Origin of the sequence: Methylobacterium sp. J-048 (assembly GCF_022829515.1) — a bacterium.
Taxonomy (GTDB): Bacteria; Pseudomonadota; Alphaproteobacteria; order Rhizobiales; family Beijerinckiaceae; genus Methylobacterium.
The window spans coordinates 67,366-82,329 of the sequence record NZ_JAKSYL010000243.1 but is presented as its reverse complement, the minus strand read 5'-3'; the positions used below and the strand labels follow the sequence as shown (position 1 = coordinate 82,329).

The 14,964-nt window shown below is 68.5% G+C and carries 14 protein-coding genes; 8 read left to right on the top strand and 6 right to left on the bottom strand.

Features of this window, described 5'->3' with window-relative positions:
- Positions 1-65: 65 nt before the first annotated feature.
- Positions 66-2,081, bottom strand: a complete 2,016-nt coding sequence (locus tag MKL09_RS24585) for an OPT family oligopeptide transporter (RefSeq protein ID WP_244024614.1) — start codon at positions 2,079-2,081, stop codon at positions 66-68.
- 132 nt (positions 2,082-2,213) lie between these two features.
- On the opposite strand from MKL09_RS24585, the gene MKL09_RS24580 reads away from it, so the two are divergent.
- The 7 genes from MKL09_RS24580 to MKL09_RS24550 all read left to right on the top strand — a co-directional run bounded on the left by MKL09_RS24580 (position 2,214) and on the right by MKL09_RS24550 (position 8,191).
- Positions 2,214-2,657, top strand: a complete 444-nt coding sequence (locus tag MKL09_RS24580) for a CHRD domain-containing protein (protein WP_244024612.1) — start codon at positions 2,214-2,216, stop codon at positions 2,655-2,657.
- A gap of 270 nt (positions 2,658-2,927) precedes the next feature.
- On the top strand, positions 2,928-3,194 hold the full coding sequence (locus MKL09_RS24575; protein WP_244024610.1) for a hypothetical protein: 267 nt from the start codon (positions 2,928-2,930) through the stop codon (positions 3,192-3,194).
- A gap of 253 nt (positions 3,195-3,447) precedes the next feature.
- Positions 3,448-4,122, top strand: coding sequence for a malonate decarboxylase holo-[acyl-carrier-protein] synthase (gene mdcG / locus MKL09_RS24570; RefSeq protein WP_244024608.1), 675 nt, complete (start codon positions 3,448-3,450; stop codon positions 4,120-4,122).
- Positions 4,119-5,039 (top strand): acyltransferase domain-containing protein, encoded by a 921-nt coding sequence (locus tag MKL09_RS24565; protein ID WP_244024606.1) that lies wholly within the window; start codon positions 4,119-4,121, stop codon positions 5,037-5,039. The genes mdcG and MKL09_RS24565 overlap by 4 nt, the downstream gene beginning before the upstream one ends.
- 150 nt (positions 5,040-5,189) lie before the next feature.
- Positions 5,190-6,173, top strand: coding sequence for a GDP-mannose 4,6-dehydratase (gene gmd / locus MKL09_RS24560; RefSeq protein WP_244024604.1), 984 nt, complete (start codon positions 5,190-5,192; stop codon positions 6,171-6,173).
- 79 nt (positions 6,174-6,252) lie between these two features.
- The gene (locus MKL09_RS24555) at positions 6,253-7,734 is read left to right on the top strand and encodes an aldehyde dehydrogenase (RefSeq protein WP_244024602.1); all 1,482 of its coding nucleotides are present in this window, start codon (positions 6,253-6,255) and stop codon (positions 7,732-7,734) included.
- 148 nt (positions 7,735-7,882) lie between these two features.
- The gene (locus MKL09_RS24550) at positions 7,883-8,191 is read left to right on the top strand and encodes a hypothetical protein (protein ID WP_244024600.1); all 309 of its coding nucleotides are present in this window, start codon (positions 7,883-7,885) and stop codon (positions 8,189-8,191) included.
- A 203-nt stretch (positions 8,192-8,394) separates the two neighbouring features.
- Here MKL09_RS24550 and MKL09_RS24545 read toward each other — a convergent pair whose 3' ends face one another.
- The 5 genes from MKL09_RS24545 to MKL09_RS24525 form a co-directional block, all read right to left on the bottom strand.
- The gene (locus MKL09_RS24545) at positions 8,395-9,426 is read right to left on the bottom strand and encodes a substrate-binding domain-containing protein (RefSeq protein WP_244024598.1); all 1,032 of its coding nucleotides are present in this window, start codon (positions 9,424-9,426) and stop codon (positions 8,395-8,397) included.
- Positions 9,427-9,586: 160 nt separating this feature from the next.
- A complete protein-coding gene (locus MKL09_RS24540) occupies positions 9,587-11,296 on the bottom strand; it encodes a methyl-accepting chemotaxis protein (RefSeq protein ID WP_244024596.1) in 1,710 nt (569 codons plus the stop codon).
- Positions 11,297-11,594: 298 nt separating this feature from the next.
- On the bottom strand, positions 11,595-12,392 hold the full coding sequence (locus tag MKL09_RS24535; protein ID WP_244024594.1) for a MetQ/NlpA family ABC transporter substrate-binding protein: 798 nt from the start codon (positions 12,390-12,392) through the stop codon (positions 11,595-11,597).
- A gap of 83 nt (positions 12,393-12,475) precedes the next feature.
- Positions 12,476-13,732 carry a hypothetical protein gene (locus MKL09_RS24530; protein WP_244024592.1) on the bottom strand — a complete coding sequence of 419 codons (1,257 nt, stop codon included), beginning with the start codon at positions 13,730-13,732 and terminating at the stop codon, positions 12,476-12,478.
- A 121-nt stretch (positions 13,733-13,853) separates the two neighbouring features.
- Positions 13,854-14,150, bottom strand: a complete 297-nt coding sequence (locus tag MKL09_RS24525) for a hypothetical protein (RefSeq protein WP_244024590.1) — start codon at positions 14,148-14,150, stop codon at positions 13,854-13,856.
- 316 nt (positions 14,151-14,466) lie between these two features.
- On the opposite strand from MKL09_RS24525, the gene MKL09_RS24520 reads away from it, so the two are divergent.
- On the top strand, positions 14,467-14,763 hold the full coding sequence (locus tag MKL09_RS24520; RefSeq protein ID WP_244024588.1) for a hypothetical protein: 297 nt from the start codon (positions 14,467-14,469) through the stop codon (positions 14,761-14,763).
- Positions 14,764-14,964 lie beyond the last annotated feature (201 nt).

Here is a 14,964-nt window from a genome sequence, read left to right as displayed (position 1 = left end):
AGGCCCCGGAAGGCTGCGACCAGCGGGCGGGGTATAGGGAGGGCGGGCGCGGGCTGTCAACGGTTCTACGCGCGGAATTTGGGGGTGCGGACAGCTCTTCCCCGCGACGAGACCGCGAAGGAACCACGGATGAACCGGAACGCTGTGAAGAAACCGGCGGCGAAGACCGCGGAGCCTAGCCAAATCGCCGTTTGGGCGAAATCCGGCCCGACCAAGCTGAGGGTCGAAGATCGGCCGGAAGCCGCGTCGACGGCGGTCAAGCCGATCCCGACAAAGCTCTCGCCGACCAGGAATCCGGAGGCGATCAGCACGCCCCGGCGGCGGGAGGCCTCCAGGGTCTCGGGATCGGCGCCGCAGCGGCGCAGGGCGCGGGTGCACAGGAAGCCGAGCAGGCCGCCGAGCCCGATGGTCATCTCGACCGAGAGCGGCAGGTACATGCCGATCCCCACGGTGAGCGCGGGGAAGCTGAACGCCCGCCGCTTGAGCGCGACTTCGAGCCCGACCATCACGGCGCCGAGGCTGCAGCCGATCAGCAGCATCGGCCAGGGCAGGGTGCGGGCGACGATGCCGTCGGCGATCTGGGTGACCAGCGAGGCCTGCGGCACGGTGAGCGCCAGGGCCGGGTCCATGCCGGGGCGGGGGAGGGACCCGACGAAGCCGTAGGCGCCGTAGAGCAGCGACAGCAGCGGCACGATCACCAGCGACCCGACGGCGACGCCGACGATCAGCACGGCCTGCTGGCGCCAGGGCGTGGCGTCGACGATCTGGCCGGTCTTGAGGTCCTGCAGGTTGTCGTTGGCGATGGAGCAGGCGGTGATGATCACCGAGGCCGCGAGCAGCACCAAGGCGACCGTGACGCGCCGGGCCTCCGGGCTGTCGGCCGGCCCGAGGAGCAGCGGCAGCAGGGCGGCGCCGACCATGGCCGTGAGGATGCCGATCCCGGAGATCGGGCTGGTCGAGGAGCCGAGGAGGCCGGCGAGGTAGCCGCAGACCGCCGCCATCGCGGCGCCGAACACGAGGCAGAACACCAGGCCCGCCGCAACCACGGCGGCGAGCATCGGCCCGGCGATCCCGAGATCCGCCGCGAAGCCGGCAAACAGCGCGCCGAGCGGCAGGCACAAGGCGAGCGCGGCCCCGCCGACCAGGGGCAGCGGCAGGTCGCGATCCTGCCGGGCGGCGGCGTGCGCGGGATTGCCGGCGGCCAAAGCCGCCCGGATGCTCCGGGCGATCGGCCGGATTAGCGTCGCCACAGTCCAGAACCCGCCGACCGCGATGATGCCGGCGCCGACGAGCCGGACCTGCCCCGACCAGACGGCCTGCGCCGCCTCCCCGGGCGAGAGGCCGGGCTGGGGCGTCAGGGCGGTCAGCACCGGGACCATGACGCCCCAGGCGATCACCACCCCGGTCAGCAGGGCGAGGCACGCCCCGATCCCGACCAGGTAGCCGACTCCGACCAGGGCCAGGGAGAAGCCGCTGCCGATGCTGAACACCGCGCCGCCCAGGGTCACAGCCGTGAGCACGCCGTCGGCCAGGATGCGCAGGCCGCTGGTGGCGAAGGCGACGAGGCCGGAGCCGGCCGCGGCGATCAGCAAAGTCGTGAGGCCGCGCTCGCCGGTCTCGGCATGGCCGGCGCGCAGAACCTCGGCGGCGGCGAGGCCCTCGGGGTAGGGGAGGTCGCTACCCGTGACCAATGCCCGGCGCAGGGGGATCGAGAACGCGACGCCGAGCCAGCCGCCGATCAGGCAGACCAGGCTCGTCTCCCAGAACGGAAAGCCGTGCCAATGCCCGATCAGCACCAAGCCCGGCAGGACCAGGATGACGTTGCACAGGGTGCCGGCCGCCGAGGCCTGGGTCTGGACGATGTTGGTCTCGAGGATGCCGGCGCCGCCCACGAGCCGCAGGGCGCCCATCGCGATCAGCGCGGCCGGGATCGAGGACGAGAAGGTCATCCCGGTCTTGAGGCCGAGATAGATGTTGGCGGCCATGAACACGATGGTGATCAGCGCGCCGAGCACGATTCCCCGGGCCGTGATCTCCCGCCTGTGCCCGCTCACCGGGGCGCCCGCGTCCATAACCGCCATCGCGCCCCCTCCGGCTTCAGCGGCCGGACATTTGTCCCGGGATGAACGATAACCCGATGGCCCGCGCCGCGCCGCCCCTCTATCTTGCGACACGTGGCCCCGCTCGGGGGCCGCGCTGAAGCGGAGCGTTCGATGACACGCCTTGCCAGAACCGGTTTTGCCGCCCTCTTCGCACTTGCCGTGCCGCTCGCCATCCCCGGCGCCCGCGCGGCGGGGGAGAGCATCACCTACAAGGCCGCGCTGACCGGCGGCAGCGAGGTTCCGGCGACCGACTCGAAGGGCACCGGCGCCGTCACGGCCACCTACGATCCGGCCACCAAGCGCCTGAGCTGGAACGGCACCTATGGCGGCCTGACCGGCCCGGTCACGGCGGCGCATTTCCATGGCCCGGCTCAAGCCGGCGCCAATGCCGGCGTGCTCGTACCGGTGACCGCCACCAGCAGCCCGTTCTCCGGGGAGGCGACCCTGGACGAGGCCAAGGCCGCCGACCTCGAAGCCGGCAAGCTCTATTTCAACATCCACACCGCGGCGAACCCGAAGGGCGAGATCCGCGGCCAGGTCGAGCGGGCGCGGTAGGATCCCGGTCGACGCCGGTTCGACGGGCCGTCTCAGTCGACCACCTCATCCTTTGGTGACGAGACGAAGCGGAAGCGTAAGAGGCGGGGTGGGATCCTGACGGCTCCAAAAGTCGGCAACCGCCTCGGTCTTGCTGTGCAGGTTCACAAATCCGCTGATTGCGGCACGCTGCCCTAGGAGAGCTTGGCGATGCGCGACAACAGTTTTGACCGGACGATCGAGCGGAACGACGTCCAGAAATGGCGTTTCCTGATCAAGGAAGTATGAGGAGTGAAGGCCGACCGATCGCAGACATTCGGGTCGGTCCGCGCGTTCTATCGACAACACGGCACTTGTTCGCGGACGTTCTGTAAGTATGACAGCCGCGAACTGTCGAACAGCCAGGTGGAGGACCTGCTGCCTCAGAAACGCGGTCCGCGCTGGGCAGCGCAGCGCATGTCAGCCGCGTTTGTGAACCTGCAAAGAAATGACGATGAGGTTTGCTGGCGATTTTCGATCCAGATGAACCCGACCGAAATTCAGCTCGCGTCGCCGTAGCTTGGACGGGGCAAGGTAAACTACATCGTCGTTCCGGGGCGTCGCAAGCGACCCAGGAATTTGGAGACGCTGACCGCCCCAGCTCATGACACGACGGCATTTCTGGATGCCTGGCTCCGCTGAGCAGCTCCGGAATGACGGGGTACCAGCTCCGCCGTCCACGATGTGTCAGAACCGGGCTCAAAATCGTGCTCCCGGCACGATTGCCCGATATCTTGGAATTGGGTCGAGGATGGCAAGCACCGACCCAAACGTGTCCGAACCCATCACGCCCAGCGCCTTCACCCGGCAGGATCTCGTCCGCGCCGATCCCCGCGCCTGGGCCTCCTGGCTCTGTACGCGCGAAGACCTAGCCGACGTGCCGCATCTCGCGGGCTGGGCCGAGGCGGCCCGGCCGCTGATCGTCCGCCGCCGGGTCCCGGGGGAGGGCGCCGAGGTTGTGCCGCTCGGCCTGCCGCTCCCGCCCGCCGACGGCAAGCGCCGGATCGGTCTCGCCCTGCCGGCCGAACACCTCACCGGCATTGCCGGTCCGAGCCTGGCCGAGGCCGCCGCCCACGCCCCCGCCGCCTGGCACGAAACCATCGCGGCTGCTGTGGCGCTGGGCAAACGCTACGGCCTGACTCCGCGGCCGTTCGGCGGCTTGCTGTGGCAGGCGGTGACCGGGCTCGCCTACCTGAGTGCGACCTCCGACCTCGACCTGCTCTGGCCCTGCACGGAGCCGTTCCCGACCGGCCTGCTCGACGGGCTCGCGTCCATCGCGGATAACGCCCCGATACGCCTCGACGGCGAGATCCTGCTGCCGGGCGGGACCGGCCTGCACTGGCGCGAGCTGCGCGACGCCCCGGAGGGTGGGACGGTGCTGGCCAAGGGCCTCGACACGTTGGCGATGCGGCCGGTCGCCGGCCTACGAATCCGGGACCCCGCATGACCCTCGCGATCCTGCTCTCCGGCCAGGGCGGCCAGCATCCCGGGATGTTCGACCTCACCGCCGACCACCCGGCCGCGCAGGCGGTTTTCGCCGCCGCAACGCCGCTCCTCCATGGCACAGACCCGCGCGACCTCGCGCGCAGCGGCGGCGACGCGCTCCACGCCAACCGAGCCGGGCAGATCCTGTGCTGCACCGCCGCGCTGGCCGCCTGGCGGGCGCTAGGCTTCACCGGCCGCGCCATCGTGGCCGGCTACAGCATCGGTGACCTCGCCGCCTGGGGCGTTGCCGGCCGGATCGCGGATGCCGACATCCTCGCCCTAGCCGGCCGCCGCGCCGAGGCGATGGATGCCGCCTCCGGGGAGGGGTTCGGGCTGGCCGGGATCCGGGGACTCGGCCTCGACGCGCTGGGAGCCCTGGCCGGCCGGCACGACTGCCATCTCGCAATCCGCAACGCCCCCGATAGCGGCGTGGCCGGCGGCCGTCGCGACGCCCTCGAAGCCCTGTGCCGGGACGCCGCCGCGGCCGGCGCGCAGCGGGAGGTGCTGCTGCCGGTCCACACCCCCTCGCACACCCCGCTGCTGGCGGAGGCGAGCAAGGCGTTCCGAAGCGCACTCAGTGCCGTCACCCTGCACCGCCCGCCCACCGGCGCGCCCCGCCTGATCAGCGGGCTCGACGGGGCGACCCTGTTCCGGCCCGATGACGGGATCGACAAGCTCGCCCGCCAAATCTCCCAAACGATCGACTGGGCCGCCTGCCTGGAAGCCTGCCGGGAATACGGGGCCGACCGTGTTCTGGAACTCGGCCCCGGCCACGCCTTGGCGACGATGGCGCGCGCGGCCTTGCCCGATGCGCGGGTCCACGCGCTGGACGAGTTCCGGTCGCTCGGTGGTGCGGCTGCCTGGCTCGCCCAACTGTAACGCGTAGCGCGCCGCGCATTTCTTCGCGGGAACGGGCACCCGCACGTCCGATATCGCCAGTCTGCGAAGACGATGCGCAGTCTGGCGTCACCTTGACGCGAAGGCCGCCGCGGTCGTAGCAGCCGGGCAGCAACGGGACGGGACTGGTTCATGACGGGCAAGCGCGCGCTGATCACGGGGGTGACGGGCCAGGACGGCGCGTACCTGGCGCAGCTGCTGCTGCAGAAGGGCTACACGGTCACCGGGATCGTGCGCCGCTCCAGCCATGCCGGCGTGTTCGACCACCGGTTGAAGTGGCTCGGCATCCTGGACGACGTCGAACTCATGGACGGCAACCTGCTGGATCAGTCGGCGCTGCTGCGCATCGTCCAGACCGCCAAGCCCGACGAGATCTACAACCTCGCCGCGCAATCCTTCGTCACCTCGTCCTGGCAGCAGCCCCTGCTCACCGGCCAAGTGACCGGCTTGGGCGCCGTGCACATGCTCGAATGCCTGCGCTCGGTCGCCCCCCAGGCCCGGTACTACCAGGCCTCGACCTCGGAGATGTTCGGGCTGATCCAGGAGGCGCAGCAGAGCGAGACGACGCCGTTCTACCCGCGCTCGCCCTACGGCGTGGCCAAGCTCTACGCCCACTGGATGACCATCAACTACCGCGAGAGCTTCGGGCTGCACGCCTCGAACGGCATCCTGTTCAACCACGAGAGCCCGCTGCGGGGCGTCGAGTTCGTCACCCGCAAGGTCACGGACGCGGTGGCGCGAATCAAGCTCGGCAAGCAGAAGGAGCTGCGGCTGGGCAACATCGACGCCAAGCGCGACTGGGGCCATGCCCGGGACTACGTCGAGGCGATGTGGCTGATGCTGCAGCAGGACAAGCCGGACGACTATGTCATCGCCACCGGCCGGACCACGACGGTGCGGGACATGTGCGTGATCGCGTTCAAGCATGTCGGCCTCAACATCGACGACCATCTGATCATCGACCCGGCCTTCTTCCGCCCTGCCGAGGTCGAGGTGCTGCTGGGCAATCCGGCCAAGGCCAAGGCGACCTTCGGCTGGGAGGCGCAGACCAGCCTCGAATCGCTGATCACCGAGATGGTCGACGCCGACATCAAGCGCCTCAGCGCCAACGCCTGAACGGCCCTGCGCCGGCCGGCCTCGTCACCGGCCGGGTTCGGGCCCATATCGCGCGCGTCATTCGCGAGAGAGGCGCGCCGTGAAAACCTATCAGCTCTACATCGACGGCCAGGACGTCGATCCGGTCGAGGGCTCGTGGTTCGAGTCCGTCGACCCGTATCGGGGCGAGCCTTGGGCCCGGATCCCGCGCGCCTCCAAGGCCGATGTCGACAAGGCGGTGGCGGCGGCCAAGCGCGCCATGTGGGACGGGCCGTGGGCGACCATGACCGCCTCGGCCCGGGGCAAGGTGCTCCGACGGATCGGCGACCTCGTTGAGCGCGAGGCCAAGGCCCTCGCCGAGGTCGAGGTCCGCGACAACGGCAAGCTGTTCGCCGAGATGTACGGCCAGACCCGCTACCAGCCGGAATGGTGGTGGTACTATGCGGGCCTCGCCGACAAGGTCGAAGGCGCCCAGGTGCCGATCGACAAGCCCGAGACCTTCGCGTTCACCCGGCATGAGCCGGTCGGCGTGGTCGGCGCGCTCACCGCTTGGAACTCGCCACTGCTGTTCGTGGCCTGGAAATGCGCGCCGGCCCTCGCCGCCGGCTGCGCCGTCGTGGTCAAGCCGTCGGAATTCGCGTCCGCCAGCACACTCGAATTCGCCCGCCTGACCAAGGAGGCCGGGCTGCCGGACGGCATGTTCAACGTCGTCACCGGCTACGGCGGCGAGGCCGGCAGCGCCATCGTCGAGCACCCGGACGTGGCCAAGATCACCTTCACGGGCTCGGACGTGACAGGCGCGAAGGTCTACGAGGCGGCCGCCCGCCAGATCAAGCGGCTGTCGCTCGAACTCGGCGGCAAGTCGCCCAACATCGTGTTCGCCGATGCCGACCTGAAGGCCGCCGCCGCGGGCGCGATCTCGGGAATCTTCGCCGCCACCGGCCAGACCTGCATCGCCGGCTCGCGGCTGCTGGTGCAGAACAGCATCCGCGAGGCGTTCGTCGAGCGACTGGTCGAACTGGCGCGCACGGCCCGGCTCGGTGACCCGATGCAGGCCGAGACCAATATCGGGCCGATCACCACGCCGCCGCAATACGCCAAGGTGCTGGACTACATCGCGCTCGCCAAGAGCGAAGGCGCGCGCTGCGTGCTCGGCGGCAACCCGGCCTCCGGTCCCGGCGTGATCGGCGGCCAGTTCGTCGAGCCGACGATCTTCACCGGCGTGACCAACGACATGCGGATCGCCCAGGAGGAGGTGTTCGGCCCGGTCCTGTCGATCATCGGGTTCGAGGATGAGGCCGAGGCGCTCAAGCTCGGCAACGACGTGATCTACGGTCTCGCGGCCGGCGTCTGGACGCAAGATATCGGCCGGGCGCTACGCATGTCGAAGGGCCTGCGCGCCGGCACGGTCTGGGTGAACACCTACCGGGCGGTGAGCTACATGATGCCGTTCGGCGGCATGAAGCGCTCCGGTATCGGCCGCGAGAGCGGCATCGAGTCGATCCGCGAGTATCTGGAGACCAAGAGCATCTGGATCTCCACCAGCCGCGACGCGCCCGAGAACCCGTTCGTGATGCGGTAGGGTTTTAAGCCGCGTCGCCGGCCGCCGACCCGGGGCAGGGGCGTTTGCCCTCTGCAACGGGTCGGTGGCAATTCCGGCGCAAGGAAGGCCCTGGCGATGGCAACGCCGTCAGTGCAGAGCACGGGCCATTGCGATGATCGCACCCACGATGATCAACGCCTGGAAGCCGAAGGCCGACAGCACCCCATTTGATGATGTCGGCCTTCGTAGCCTCGATCTTGGACTCAAGCCGGAGCTCGGCCTCGCGGAAATCCGTCTTCGCGGCGAGCGCTGTGAGGTCGGCGTCGCGGCTGTCTCGAATCGCACCGGTGATGGCCTCTGCCTGATCTTCGGGCAGGCCGGAAGCGCGGAGCTTGCGGACGATGGAAAGTGTGTCAAGGGCGACGACAGTCATGCCGATCGCCCTGTTGCCACCATCCAGACGCGCCGCGCCCTGTCTTGCGCCCAACGACATTGAGCGTTGCCGATCAGCACGCCGCTCATCCCTTCAGACACCATCGCCGGTCGCCCTCAATCGGCAAACGGGGCCCTACGATAGGGCATCCGTCGCCTATCTCTTCCTGTACGTCCGCGGCCGACGAAGGCGCCCTGCGCCGCCACAATCCGATTATGGGATCGGCGAGACGGCACGCAATACGATATTGCTGAGGCCCGAAACGCCTACTTCGAAAAATGCGTGGTCGACATCCGGTCGGTCACGAGCTCGAACGGCACCCAATCGTATTGCTGCACGGTCTCGCGCCGGATCAGCTTCCGGGCATCGTCGACCGCACGGCGGGCCTGCAAGCCGGCGTCCTGATAGACCGTCACGGCCATGCGCTTGCGCTGCATCGCCTTGAGGCCGTCGGGCGTGGCATCGACCCCGCCGATCAGGATCCGATCGGACGGGATCCCGGCAGCCTCAACGGCGTCGGCCGCCCCGATCGCCATCTCGTCGTTGTTGGCGACGATCGCGTCGATCGCGGTCCCGTTCGCCAGCCATCCGGCCACGAGCGCCGCAGCCTTCTTGCGATCCCAATCCGCGGTGCCTTCCTCGACCACCCGCAGCCCCGGGAACGTGGCGGCAACCTCCTTGACGCCCTGCGTGCGCAGCACGGTCGCCGAGTGGCTCGGATGCCCCTTGATGATCGCGATCCGGCCTTTGTCGCCCAGCATCTGCGCGAGCTTCCGCATCTGGAGCCGACCCGCTACGAGATCGTTCGGCAGGACAAACGCCACGCGGCCATCAAACCAGTCCTCGCGGGGGCCGTTGTTGGCGTAGACCAGCGGGATGTCGACCTCCTGGGCGAGTCGCGTGATCGTCGCGTTTGCCACCGGATCGACCGGAAGGATCACCAAGGCATCGACTTTCGCGGCGATGAACTGCCGGACCTGCTCGATCTGCTTCTCGCCGGCGCCCTCGGGGGCGTAGGCGAATTGCACGGCTAGGTCGGGGAGGGACTTCGCGTAGGTCTCGATGCGGTCGCGCAGAAGCTGCGTAAAGCCGTCCGGCTGGACCATCGCGACGCCGATCGTGACCGACAGGGCCGGCGTCGCCAAGCTGGCGAACACGACGGCACAGGCCGCCGGCCACCAAGCCCTGCCGACGATCGGGGTCCGGGATCGACCGGGACGCCCGATGCACGAGCGGAGCCCCTGCCATAGGTCGTCGAGTTTCCGGACGATGGCCCAGCCGCGGAGCGTTCGGATCATGGCACTTGCACCTGCCTGAGGCGCTCGCCGCCGAGTCGATGCCGGTGCGGCGCGAGCGTGTGAAATCGAGTGTTTCGGGTCAAGCCCGATGGCGATGGTCCTCGTCGGCGACGGCGCCCGGCTGGGGCCTGACCCGCTCCCGCTCGGCGAAAGGGCGCCGTCAGGCGGCCCGGATGCTGTTCAGGAACCGCTGGACTTCGTCGCCCAGGCGCTCGGCATCGCGCGACAGCGCGCTGGCCGAGGTCAGCATCCGGTCGGCCGCCGCGCCGGTATGCTTCGCCGTGCCGGCGACCGTGGTGATATTCGCCGTTACCTCGCCGGTGCCGTTGGCGGCCTGTGCGATGTTGAGCACGATCTCCTGAGCGGCGGCGCCCTGCTCCTCGACGGCCGCGGCAATCGAGGCGGCGGTCCCGCTCATGTCCTTGACCCGCGTAGCGATCCCCTCGATCGCCGCAACGGCGTCGGAGGTGGACGCCTTGATGACCGAGACATGGCTGGCGATCTCGTCCGTGGCGCGCTTCGCCTCGCCCGCCAATTGCTTGACCTCTGCGGCGACCACCGCGAAGCCCCGCCCGGCGTCGCCGGCCCGGGCCGCCTCGATGGCGGCGTTGAGGGCGAGCAGATTGGTCTGTGCCGCGATCTTGGCGATCAAGCGGACCACGTCTCCGATCCGATCCGCCGCACCGCTGAGCACCTGCACGAACGCGATGGTCTGGGCCGCTTCGTCGGCGGCGCCGTTGGCCATGGCGGCGGAGAGTTCGGCCTGGCGCCCGACCTCCTGAACCGAGGCCCCGAGCTCATCGGCGGCGGCCGCGATCATCCGCACATTGGATTCGGCCTGTTCGGCGGCGGCGGCCACCGTCGTCGACTGACTCGCCGTCTGCCCGGCGACCGCGCTCATCTGGTGCGCCGTTCCCTGGAGCTGCGTTACCGCGGAGGCGACGGTGCCGACGATGCCGCCCACCGTTTCCTCGAACCGCTCCGCCATGTCGCGCAACACGAGCTTGCGCTGCCGCTCCGCCTCCTCGCGAACCCGGGTGGCCTCCTCTTCCAGGGATTTGGCGTGCAGCATGTTCTCCTTGAACACCTGCACCGCCCCGGCGATGGCACCGATCTCGTCGCAGCGGTCGCCGCCGGGGATCGCGACGGCGAGATCGTTCTCGGCGAGACGGGCCATCACCCGGGTGATCGTGGCGATCGGCGCGGCCACCCGGCGAACGATGAACCAGCTGATCGCCAGGGTCAGAATCGCTGCGACGGCCAGGGCTATGATCACCGCCAAGCGCGACGTGGCGCCGACCGCATCGGCGGCAGCCGTCTGCTCGAAGGCCCGCGCCTGCCGATGGACCAGCACGGAGTCCACCGACTGGGTGAACGCGACGGCGTCGGTTTGAAACGGCTCGGCGAACACCGTGTCGGCCAGTTCGCGTTCGCCGGCCCGGTCCAGCGCGGTCGCCTCGGCCTCCACAGCCAGGAAGTGCTGCCAGGCCTCGCGCAACCGATGCGCCAGTTTCTGCTCATCAGCCCCGGCGATGGTCGGCGCGTAGGTGCTCCAGGCCGCGGCGAAGGCCTCCTGGGCATGGGCGGCATCGGCGATATAGCGGCGGCGCTCATCGTCCGAGCGCGCGTTGTGGGCCAGGACGTCCAAGGCTCGCAATTCCTGGCTCAATTCCTTCATGCGGCCGAGGATCGTCACCGCCTTGATCTCGCCGGAGATCGACCGGCTGACCTCGTTGATCATGCCGATGCGGAAGACAGAAAAAAGTCCGATTGCCGCTGATATGATGAAAAGGGCGACCGAAGACCCGATGATGATTGAACGCAGATTGATGGATGATGCTTTTCGCGGCGGTGACAAATCGGCGACCATAAACTAAACCTGATAATACTATCAGTAACTTGCTAGCACATTCTCGTTAATCGATCAATAAGTTATTGTAAAGTTTTTGATATAAAGCTTATTTATAGTCGCATCGGATCGAAAACTGCATCAATTGCCATCAACGGCAATCGCATCTGTTCAGTTCGCTAATTGATATGAGAAAACAGTACGTACCGCCGGCTGCCCGGCAAGGCATACTCGTTCGCGGCGCAGGCGCGATCGATGCGGCCTCGTCTCACGAACGACCGGAGGCGAAGCGCGGATTGCCCCGTTGCCGCGGACTCGATCAGGCTGTCCGGACCGGAATCACCGAACCGCGATAGCGATCGCGAATGAAGCCGGCGACGTCCGCGGATGTCAGCAGCGCGGCGAGGCGCAAGATTCGCTCGTCCCTCGCCAGGGCCTGCGTGGTCACCAGGACATTCGCGTAGGGATTGCCCTCGGCGCGCTCGAGGGCGAGCGCATCCCGAGCCGGGACGAGCCCGAATTCGAGCGCGTAATTGCCGTTGATGACCGCCAGGACGACGTCGTCGAGGGAGCGGGGCAATTGTGCTGACAGGACTTCGATGAAGCGAAGGCTCTTCGGATTCTCGGCGATGTCCTGGACGGTCGCGAAGGTCCCGTCGCCCCCCGGACGCAGCCGGATCAGTCCGTTCCCCTGAAGAAGCTTCAGGCCACGGCTGAAGTTCGTGACGTTGTTCGGGAGGGCGACGCTCGCCCCCTTTGGAACCTCGGCCAGGGTCTTCACGCGCCGGGAATAGATCCCGAGCGGCTCGATATGCACGGCCGCCACCACTGCGAACGTAACCCCGAGTTGCGCTTCTTCCGAATGGAGGAACGGCACGTGCTGGAAGAAATTCGCGTCGGCATCGCCGTCACGCAACAGGGCGTTCGGCCGGATATCGCCGCTCGTCTCGATCAGCTTCAGGGGAAAATCAGGCGCCAGCGAGCGCGTGACGAATTCCAGGATCTCCGCATGCGGCACCGAGGAGGCCACCACCCGCAGGGCGCTCGCCGCCCTGGCCCCGCTGGCGGCCAGGGCCAGCGATCCGGCCAGGACGGCGCGGCGTGTCGTCGATCGCATCGGTGTCTCACGGGCAGGATTGCGGGGCAGGGCCGGTCAGACGCCAGGGCGCATTCCCACCGACTCGGAAGCATCTGGCTCGATCACGGGAGGGCGGCGCTGGCGATCGTCGCCGGCGGGTCACCCAGCAGGATCGTCCGCAAGGCCAGCGCCGCCTCGTGCGGCGCGCGTCCAAGGGCGCGGCGCACGGCCGCGAGCGGCCCGGCGCAGATCGGCGGGACGAGGCGGTGCTTCGCTTGCGCCGTGCGGCTCCGGTTCGCCCGGGCACCCGCAGCGATTCCGGCATCCGGCGCGTTCCGCGCCAGGAGCGGGGCCAGCCCGGGGCTACCCGGCCGCGCGCGCTTGAGCGTCTCGTCGAGGGTAACGAGGTCGCCCTCCGCGAGGGCAGCACAGGCATCGGCTACCGCCGCGCTTGTGAGGACGACCTGCCCCAAGGCAAGGATCGTCGCTTCGTCGGTCGCGCGGAACCTCCGCCGCAACGCCGCCGATCCCCTCTGGTGCAGGCCGGCGATGGCCTCCGCCTCCGTGCGGCCGGCCAGATACCCATCTCGATACCAGCTCGCGGCTTCATCGACCGCAGCGGGATCCGCGGCAGACAGGATCGGGAAATTGCGGAGAATTTCGGCCCGGGCGGCCGGCAGGCTCGGATCTGCGTCGAGGGTGGAATCCGGGAAGCGGTCGCTCCCCACCATCTCGGTCACGACGCCCGCTTCGCGCAGCCGCGCCGGCTCGGGTATCCAGATGTCCTCGGGCGCCACCGTCATGGTCCGCGCCACGAAATCCGCCGTCAGGCCGGCGGCGAGATAGGCCGCGCGCTCGGCACCGGGATCGACCGCCTCCATCCGACCGCCCGCTCCGAGTTCGTAGGGGGCGTGAAATCCGAGCTGCGCGCCGGTGACGAGGTAACGGACCCGTCCGCGCACGAAAACGAGCGTGCAGGCCGAGGCGCAGGCATCGGGCACGTAGGTGGCGAGACCCCGCTCGGCGACCAGCGCCCCGATCGCCTCCGCCTCATCGACCAGGCCGCCATCGCTGGTGAGATGGATGCGCTCCACGCCCGGGTTCGCCTTGAGCAGGGTCGCGACGCGGGCCGCCACGCCTTCGGTGAGATCGCCGGCCAGCCGGATATCCCGCCCCCCAGGCCCGAGGGCCACCCGCGCCTCGACCTCCGGCGGCTCGCTGCGCGGCCCATCGGGTTGCGGGGCGAGAGCCGGCACCGGTACGGACGCCGTCACGTCCGCCAGGGGCGCGATCGCGGCGACGCCGGCGACCCCGATCACGAGGGCGCGCAGGGCCGCCTTCGCCGGGCGACCCCACCCAGGCGTTTCCATCATCGGCATGGTGAGAGACTCCAGCCCCTGTCGCTGCGCGCGGGCAGGCTGCGGCCAAGAATGCGCCGCCGCTTCCACCGAGGCGGCAGCCGCGTTCTTGGGGTGATTGCGTTGGGTGGGGGCGGAGAGCTTATTGCAGGTAGGCGACGAACATCTCGGCTACGGCGCGCGCCGCGTAATCCGCCGGGCTCTCGCCCCGCCAGACCGGGAAGGCGTCGACGATCTTCCGCCCGTCGAGGATCTGCTCGACCTCGTCGGCCATCAGCCCTTCGTCGAGGGCATTCGCCAGGGCGGCACGTCCATGCGCGTGATAACGGGGTAGATCGCCAACCGGCGCCGCATCGCGCGCGGGCTCGAAGAACAGGATCCCTTGGGGGGCTGCCGGATTACGGGGCGTTGTGAAATTCAGAGTGGCTTGCGTGCGCATCGTCGGTCGTCTCCAGTGCGGGGCTACGTGTCTGCGTCGGTTCATCGAACCGACAACACCGCGCCCAAGACGACATCGCCGCGATGGCTTTGCGTGTATCAACGATCACTCGAGCCTCCATCCGACAGCTTTGTCGATCTGCATCGGGGACGAAGGCAGATTAGTCTCGCGGACCGGAAATGTGCTCCCAAATAAAGCCGTCGCCACAGGGCAGATCCCTCGCCCAACCGGCGTGCGGGAGCAGGGATGGGTTTCAGCGGAGACGAGAGCGGTTCGACCGTCGCAGGCTACGCGTGGCGTAGCGAGCCGACTTGGTGTGATCGAGGAAATGTTGGAGGAACTGCGTCTCCCGCGCTTGCAGGACGATCGACGACGGCCTGCGCCGATGGCAATTCTCGTCACTGCGCAGACGACATCGAGAACCGTTGGGCGGTTTTCTCGGATGTCGGTCGTTCAAGCGCTCGGGCTGCACCGAAACACAGTCAGCTGTGGCGGACGCCTGACCCGTTTGGCCATCTGGAACGATGATCCGCCATACAGCAACATCGCTTCAAGTCACCAACGGGTGATGCTTGAAACGATGTCGATCCTTTCCGCGGGCGGATTTGGCTGAGCGCGAAAAGGCGGGACCCTGCAGGTGTGCAACCAGCGCTGTTCATGTTTTAACAGCGCAAATCACTGCAGTATCGGCATTGGTACCGAGCCGCGCCTCGCAGCAACAATCGGCTCGCGTTTCGACAACGTTAAGCACACCGTCGTTGCACGCTGCACGTTCTCTTCAAAAATCTGGCCGATTACCCTGAACAGCAATTTT

Coding starts and splice junctions, on each gene's coding strand:
- MKL09_RS24585 (WP_244024614.1), bottom strand. CDS start 2,081: ATGGCGGTTATGGACGCGGGCGCCCCGGTGAGCGGGCACAGGCGGGAG.
- MKL09_RS24580 (WP_244024612.1), top strand. CDS start 2,214: ATGACACGCCTTGCCAGAACCGGTTTTGCCGCCCTCTTCGCACTTGCC.
- MKL09_RS24565 (WP_244024606.1), top strand. CDS start 4,119: ATGACCCTCGCGATCCTGCTCTCCGGCCAGGGCGGCCAGCATCCCGGG.
- gmd (WP_244024604.1), top strand. CDS start 5,190: ATGACGGGCAAGCGCGCGCTGATCACGGGGGTGACGGGCCAGGACGGC.
- MKL09_RS24550 (WP_244024600.1), top strand. CDS start 7,883: ATGATCAACGCCTGGAAGCCGAAGGCCGACAGCACCCCATTTGATGAT.
- MKL09_RS24545 (WP_244024598.1), bottom strand. CDS start 9,426: ATGATCCGAACGCTCCGCGGCTGGGCCATCGTCCGGAAACTCGACGAC.
- MKL09_RS24540 (WP_244024596.1), bottom strand. CDS start 11,296: ATGGTCGCCGATTTGTCACCGCCGCGAAAAGCATCATCCATCAATCTG.
- MKL09_RS24535 (WP_244024594.1), bottom strand. CDS start 12,392: ATGCGATCGACGACACGCCGCGCCGTCCTGGCCGGATCGCTGGCCCTG.
- MKL09_RS24530 (WP_244024592.1), bottom strand. CDS start 13,732: ATGCCGATGATGGAAACGCCTGGGTGGGGTCGCCCGGCGAAGGCGGCC.
- MKL09_RS24525 (WP_244024590.1), bottom strand. CDS start 14,150: ATGCGCACGCAAGCCACTCTGAATTTCACAACGCCCCGTAATCCGGCA.